Source organism: uncultured Maricaulis sp. (genome assembly GCF_905480005.1).
In the GTDB taxonomy this organism is placed as follows: Bacteria; Pseudomonadota; Alphaproteobacteria; order Caulobacterales; family Maricaulaceae; genus Maricaulis.
The window spans coordinates 1-6,338 of record NZ_CAJQOO010000169.1 but is presented as its reverse complement, the minus strand read 5'-3'; the positions used below and the strand labels follow the sequence as shown (position 1 = coordinate 6,338).

Annotated in this window: 7 protein-coding genes and 1 pseudogene; all 8 read right to left on the bottom strand. The window is 63.8% G+C overall.

The window, feature by feature from the left end; genetic code table 11:
* A pseudogene (locus tag QZ266_RS14150) lies at positions 1 to 469 on the bottom strand (RNA-binding protein); the annotation flags it as partial.
* Complete coding sequence (locus QZ266_RS14145) at positions 469 to 1,167, bottom strand: type II secretion system protein GspK (protein ID WP_295696259.1); 699 nt, start codon at positions 1,165 to 1,167, stop codon at positions 469 to 471. The pseudogene QZ266_RS14150 and the gene QZ266_RS14145, both read right to left, overlap by 1 nt.
* A 110-nt stretch (positions 1,168 to 1,277) precedes the next feature.
* Positions 1,278 to 3,263: a type II secretion system secretin GspD gene (gspD, locus tag QZ266_RS14140; RefSeq protein ID WP_295696257.1), complete on the bottom strand. Its 1,986-nt coding sequence runs from the start codon at positions 3,261 to 3,263 to the stop codon at positions 1,278 to 1,280.
* A 152-nt stretch (positions 3,264 to 3,415) separates the two neighbouring features.
* Complete coding sequence (locus QZ266_RS14135; protein WP_295696255.1) at positions 3,416 to 3,835, bottom strand: hypothetical protein; 420 nt, start codon at positions 3,833 to 3,835, stop codon at positions 3,416 to 3,418.
* Positions 3,832 to 4,383, bottom strand: coding sequence for a hypothetical protein (locus QZ266_RS14130; protein ID WP_295696253.1), 552 nt, complete (start codon positions 4,381 to 4,383; stop codon positions 3,832 to 3,834). Before QZ266_RS14130 ends, QZ266_RS14135 begins: the two co-directional genes overlap by 4 nt.
* A gap of 8 nt (positions 4,384 to 4,391) precedes the next feature.
* Positions 4,392 to 5,282, bottom strand: coding sequence for a hypothetical protein (locus QZ266_RS14125; protein ID WP_295696251.1), 891 nt, complete (start codon positions 5,280 to 5,282; stop codon positions 4,392 to 4,394).
* 71 nt (positions 5,283 to 5,353) lie between these two features.
* Positions 5,354 to 5,959 carry a prepilin-type N-terminal cleavage/methylation domain-containing protein gene (locus QZ266_RS14120; RefSeq protein ID WP_295696249.1) on the bottom strand — a complete coding sequence of 202 codons (606 nt, stop codon included), beginning with the start codon at positions 5,957 to 5,959 and terminating at the stop codon, positions 5,354 to 5,356.
* The coding region (locus tag QZ266_RS14115; RefSeq protein WP_295696248.1) for a hypothetical protein at positions 5,946 to 6,338 on the bottom strand (393 nt) is incomplete at its 5' end. The genes QZ266_RS14115 and QZ266_RS14120, both read right to left, overlap by 14 nt.

Sequence of the window (6,338 nt, the reverse complement as noted above, 5' to 3'; positions counted from 1 at the left end):
AGGCGATCATGGCCGAAAGCGTTGTCTCGGCTCGTGAGCCGCCCTGAAACAGGCCCCGGGCGATCGGTGCGGCGCAGTTCACGCACACGCCCAAGGGCGCCCCGATGACCATCCCGTAGAAGGAATTGGCGAATCTTCCCTTGAAGTTACGCCGCCGGAAATAGCCCAGCAGGGTGAGAAAGGCGGCGCCGAAGAGCCAGCCGAACATCATCCCCTTCTTGTTCGTATTGATCCAGTTGACGGTTGAGACGGCAACACGCTCAACCACCGGGGCTGCCGGATCCAGCGCGATCAGAGCCTCGAATCCGAGCGGGTCCTCGAGCTGAATAGCCCCGCCCATCATGGCCTTCTCGTCGAGTGACGGGTAGCGAGATGTCGTCCAGAAAACCGTCGCGAGCGCAGCCATAACGAGGGCCGCCATTGCGAGGCGTTTCCATTGATCCATGCGGATCAGCCCAGACGCCAGCATCACATTCCCCCCCCCGACGGACACGTGAGGTTCTGTAGCCTATCTTCGCCAAACGCAACCCAGAGGAAGGGGCGGTCCGAGGCGGTTTCGAACTCGGCGAGGCCGACCAATTCATGCCGGCGACCGGCCCCGTCAAAGACCGAGGCCCGCAGCGAGACCCGCATGCCGTCAATCCGGGTATCCGGGCCGAAACGCGCTGAATCACGTGCCGGTGCCAGAGTACCTCCCAAAACGGTCAGATAGGTCGCCGCGCAGGCATATTGCCGGGGCGTCAGGCCGAGTACATGGCGCAGTTCCTCGACCGAGGCGAAGGCGCGGTTTTGCGGCGCATCGTCAGGACGCGCGGTATACGCCGCGCGCTCGGCACCGCGCGCACGCACATCATCGTCCACATCGCGCCAGTCCAGGATCCGGTCGGCCATTGTCTCCGCCGCAACCTGGCTCTCGCCCAGACGGACGAATAGCGCGGTCAGCTGCTCCTCATTCGCCATGTTCAGATCGATCAAACGCTGACCCGGTCCGGCCTGAACCGACACCACATACTCACCCAGCTGGACCTCGACCGGCAGGGCCGCGACATGGCTACGACCGATCTGGGCAATGTCATAGGCAACGACATCCAGCGCCGAGCGCAATGCCGCCTCACGCTCCAGGCCGTCACGCTCGACCGCTGCAAGCCGCAGGCGCGTATGCGTCATGGACGTGATCGTGAGCAGAACCGCCGCCAGAAACAGCGATAGCCACAGAACGAAAATCAGCGCCGAACCGCGCTCGCGGTCGAGCGAAGCGCGGGCGGTCGGATACGGTGTCAATTGTCGAAGAGGCCGGGCTGTCTGGCCTCCAGGGCTTCAAACTGGCGCCGCACATGCGTGAGGGCGCTCCCGACATCATCATCAGTCCAGATGATGCGGGGTGTCAGGAAAATGACCAGTTCGCTGCGCTGACTGGACATGGCGCGATTGCGGAACAGATTGCCGACGCCCGGAATGTCCCCGAGAAGGGGCGTGCGCGATTCATTGTCCGAGGTTGTTTCCCGGATCAGCCCGCCGAGCGCGATGGTATTCGAGCTCCGCACCGAGACCGTACTCGAGAATTCGAGCTTCTGGATGGTCGGCGAGTCGATGCCCGACGTTGTCGTCGGGCGCACGCTCGAGACTTCCTGATTGACCTCAAGCACCACCATGCCATTGGCATTGATCCGCGGCGTGACCTGCAGGATCACCCCGGTCTCCCGCAACTCGACGGACGACACGATCGGCGCATTGCTTTCGGTCACCGAGGTCGCGGTTTGGGTCACGATCGGCACTTCATCACCAACCTGGAGATGCGCCGTCTGATTGTTCTGGACCATGATGGAAGGCGCCGAGAGCACCGTCACATCCGTGATCGACCGCAGCGCGCTGAGCGTCGCCGTCAGGTCTGTTCCGGAGAAGGCATAGTTGAACCCCGGGAAGACCGGCGCCGTCGAGCCCGTGTTGGAATCCGAGAATTGCAGGCTTGATGTCTGGTTCGATCCGGCATTCTCGAAGTACCAACGAACGCCGAAATCAAGGCCATCCTCCAGGCGAACTTCGGCGATGGTCGCTTCGATGAGCACCTGCGGCGGCATGACATCCATGCGCTGAACCAGATCGAGGATCTCGCGGTATTCCTGGTCCGTCGCCCGGATGATCAGGGCGTTATTGAGCTCGTCAGGGATAATGGTGAGCCGACTCTGCTCCTCACCCGGGGCGCTGGACTCACCGTGCGCGTCATCACCCTGGAAGCGCGGCTCGATCAATTGCCCGGTCCCGGTCTGGCCACCGGCAAAGGCGGCTGTGATTTGCGTGGCCAATGTGGAGGCGGGCGTGTTGCGAACCACATAGTAGCGCAATCGCCGCTCCGAGCCTGCCGATGGCCGGTCCAATCGCTCGATCCAGGCCTGCGCCTGCTCGAACTGGCTGCGGTCGCGTGCCGTCACCAGCAACATGTTGAGACGCGGCATGGCGATGGTCTGGATTGCATCAATCGACATACCGGTTCCGGACAGCACGGTATCGACTTCACTCTTCGCCGTTTCGGCCGAGACATAGCGCAGCTCGAACATGCCGAAGACACGATCGGTCAGGAACGGACGGTCAAACAGAATGGCCGCTCGCCGGGCTGCATCGACATCCGGACCCGGTCCCGCCAGAACCAGAACGCCCAGCGCATCGTGTGGCACGACCTCCACCCGGTCCGACAGGAAGGGGTCGATCAGCGACACAATCGCGCTCGGCGTCGTGTGGGTAACCGGCACGACACGACCGCCATAACCCAGCTCTGACGAGAGCCCTGTCAGTCCCGGACGCGCCATGTCCAGACGGGTCAGCAGATAACCCTCTGCGCGCTCGGCGAGCACGAGATTGGATTCGCCCAGCACCGTCTCGAGTGCCGCGAGTGCGGCACGGGCCGGCGCCGGCTCGGCAGATGTCAGCGATATACGACCGGAAACGCCATCGGCCACCATCACGGTCTGACCCAGCGCGTCGCCGACAATGGTTCGAACGACGTCGGCGACCGGCACATCGACGAAGTTCAGACGCAAGGTCCGATTGTCGAGGTCCGACCGGTTGGGTGACTGGCTGAGGCGGGATCCGTCGCGGGCGTCAAAATAGACCAAACGGTCCTGCTCGATGGGACCGGGCGTTTCCGCGTCGGCCGCCGGCGGCTGCGTACCCGGCGCACCGGGGCCGGTCGACGGCTGGACAGATTCGTCTGTTGGCAGGGTCGTGGCAGGGAAACGACCTGCGTGAATTCCAGCGGCATCCGGCATGAGCTGCGCGCACGCCTGCAGGGCGAGCAATAACCCCCCGCATACCAAACTGGATAAGACAAAACGCTGTGGCACGAACCCATCCCCTCGCCGATCAAGCTGGCGGTGACCCTAGCGCTACAAAGAGTGCAGCTCTAGCAAAACAATCTGCATTAGCGTTGAGCGCGCGACAGCGTCACGCGATCCTCGTCTCGCTCGAAGGTCGCTGCCTGCGGCGTCAACGATATCAGTGTATAATCTTCAAGGCTTCTTCCAAGTGAGATTGTGACCAGCCCGTCATCGCCGCGAAACAGACCCCAGCCGCCGGAATCCGCCTCCACAACCCCAACCAGTTCATACCGTGCCAATGGCCGCTGCGGCGCGGCGGCTCGGACCGGTGGTGCCGAACGGGGTTGCAGGGCTTGTGATACCGACGCCCGCCAACCCTCGCTGCGCGTGTTTTCCTCGGCCGCCACCGCTGGCGCAGCACTTGGGCGTGCGACCGGCCGCAGGGGCCAGGCACTGGCCCAAAGCGCGCCCGATATCAGCACAAGCGTTGCCGCAGCCGAGATCATGTTTGAGCCCGAACTCATTGCGGTGCTCCGATCAGATAAGGCTGACTGAATTCGAGGATGATTTCGGCATGTCCGGGCGCACCCGTCGCGACAAGGCTCATCTCGGCAACACGCAGCGGCCGGAATTGGGGATCGTCCAGAATGGAGAGCACGGTCTCGACGGGCGCGACACCCGCCCAGACAGCATGCAGTTCGCCGACCCGCTCGGTCACAACGCGTTCGCCCACACCGCTGGCCTGGTCGGTCGCCACTCCGGCCGCTTCAAGGTGAGACAGAAATGCGCCGAAGCGCTCGCTGAAGGCCTCACGACTGCGCGCCGGGTCGGACAATTCGGCGAGGGTCTCGGCCGACAATTGATGCGCCTGCATCCAGCGCGCGTCGACGGCATCCGCCTCGGCCAGGCTATCGGTCAACTGGCCAACATCGGCTCGGAGCGCTTCGCTGCGCGCCCAGCCGGTGATCGCCTGATGCGATGAAACCCAAACGAACACCACCACAAAGACAACAGGAAGAACCACCAGAATCCAGGCCAATATCGTCGACCAGGGACGGGAAAGGGTCAGCATGACCGCCCTCATGATTCCGACTCCGGATCCGTCGCACGACCCAGGGGAAGGAGGATTGAACCTAGCGCCGGATCTGCGGGCAGGACCCGAATGGCATCAGGGGGTTGAAGGTCCAGGCGCGCGATCGCGTCGGGCATGTCCGGATCCGTCATCGCATCCGCCAAACCATCCAGTAGATCACCAAGACCGATATAGGATTGCGCAAACAACAAGGCCGGCTCGACCTCTGCCCGCACAGACCGCTGAAGGCGAAGATCACGCGCCTCCGCAAGCAGGATGTCCCGCTGTGCCGCGATACGATCCGCCTGCCGCTCGAAGCGGTCCGACACGGCCGCAAGACAGATCAGCGCTGCAGCCGCAGCAAGCAGGGCCCCCACACCGGGGTTCTGCCAGAGCCGGGTTTCAGCGCCCGCTCTGGAATCAGCAAGAATGAGCGGCGACGCATCCGGCCGGTCGGCGACGACCTGCCACCGGTCCGACCGTTCACGGGCCAGGCGCGCGGCATTTTCGACCGTGTCCCGGTGCGCAACCGCGACATCCACAGTGATACGCACGCCATCACCCGGTCCGACGAGCGCATAGGCCAGCGCGGCGCGCTGCGGCGGCAAGGGGGAGTGCTGTTGCAGTCGCGCGCGAAGGGCGGCGTCACCGCGACGTGAGATGATCGCATTCACATCGACCCGCGTGCGGTAAATCTCGGCATCGGGAAGGACAAGTTCGACGCGGGGCGCCTTCGCCTTGCGGGCGGCAGCCCGGTCGTCGCTTCGGGTCAACGCGCCGAGCCAGGACCGCAAAACCTGCCCGACCGGACGGAGCTGGCCCTCGGACGACACGTCATACCGGTCAGCGATCACGCTCCGGCCAGCTTCCAGGACCGGTCGCGGCAGATCACGGCGCACCGCCTCAACCGCCCAGGCGGCAAGACTAGCGACAGACTCGCCAAACGCTCGTCCTTTCGCCTGCAAATCCACTACCCGCCCCCCAAACACACGCCGTATCCTGAATCGAAATCGCAGTCGAAACTCGCCTGCGCCGGCACATCAAGCTCAATTCGCCGGATTGTGCCATTTCTTGGAGGCAAGTCCAAAACAATGAGCCGTGGCAGGTGGTTATATTCCCAATGTGAGCTCCACGCCAACGCGTCTCGCCGCTCAGTCTCGCCGAAATAGTAAAAGCGGGCAGCACCCCCTACCCCGGCAATTCGGGATATCTGAGGACCGCTCTGGAACGCGCCGGAGCCTGCGATGGCAATGACGGCATCTTCACCCTCCAAGGTGAGATCCAGGCGAGCTAGTTCTCCGCTCGCCGGCAATCGGACCCAGAGAGACAAACCGTCTGGCGATCCGTAAACCGCACCTTGCCCCGTATCACCCGGCAAAGGCTGGACCTGAGCGACACTGTCGCGCAGCAAGGTCTCAAGCCGTCCTATTGCCTCTCGCGACACAACGTGCTCACGAACCCGGTTCTCTGCGAGGCTCACCGCCCGGATCGCAGGCGCTAGCAAGACCGCTAACAGGGCCAGCAGCACGACCGCGACCAGCGCCTCGAAGAGAGTGAAGCCGCTATCCCGGTTCATCGGCGCTGACCTCAAGGGCTTCGGCCCGGCTGGTTTCAACATACACAAAACTGTGCCGCCAGCCTGGTAGATCAACGCGCGTCAGGATCACACCGGTCAGTACGGCTCCGGTACGCGGGTCAACAGGCCGATCGACCTGCGTGAATTCGATACGCCAGTCAGGGTATCGTTCCGGAAGCGCGGTTACAGGCAAGGCCGCCCTTAGCCGGGCCTCGATGTTGCGCGCCTCGAGCACAGATTGCTGGACCTGGTCCGCCTGGCGGGCTCCGCGGGCCAGGCCGGCCAACCCTGCCATGGTCGCCGTCAGCACTCCCGCCGCGATCGCGAGCGCGACCAGGGCTTCAAGGATGGCGTATCCGTCGTTATTGCATCGGGCGGT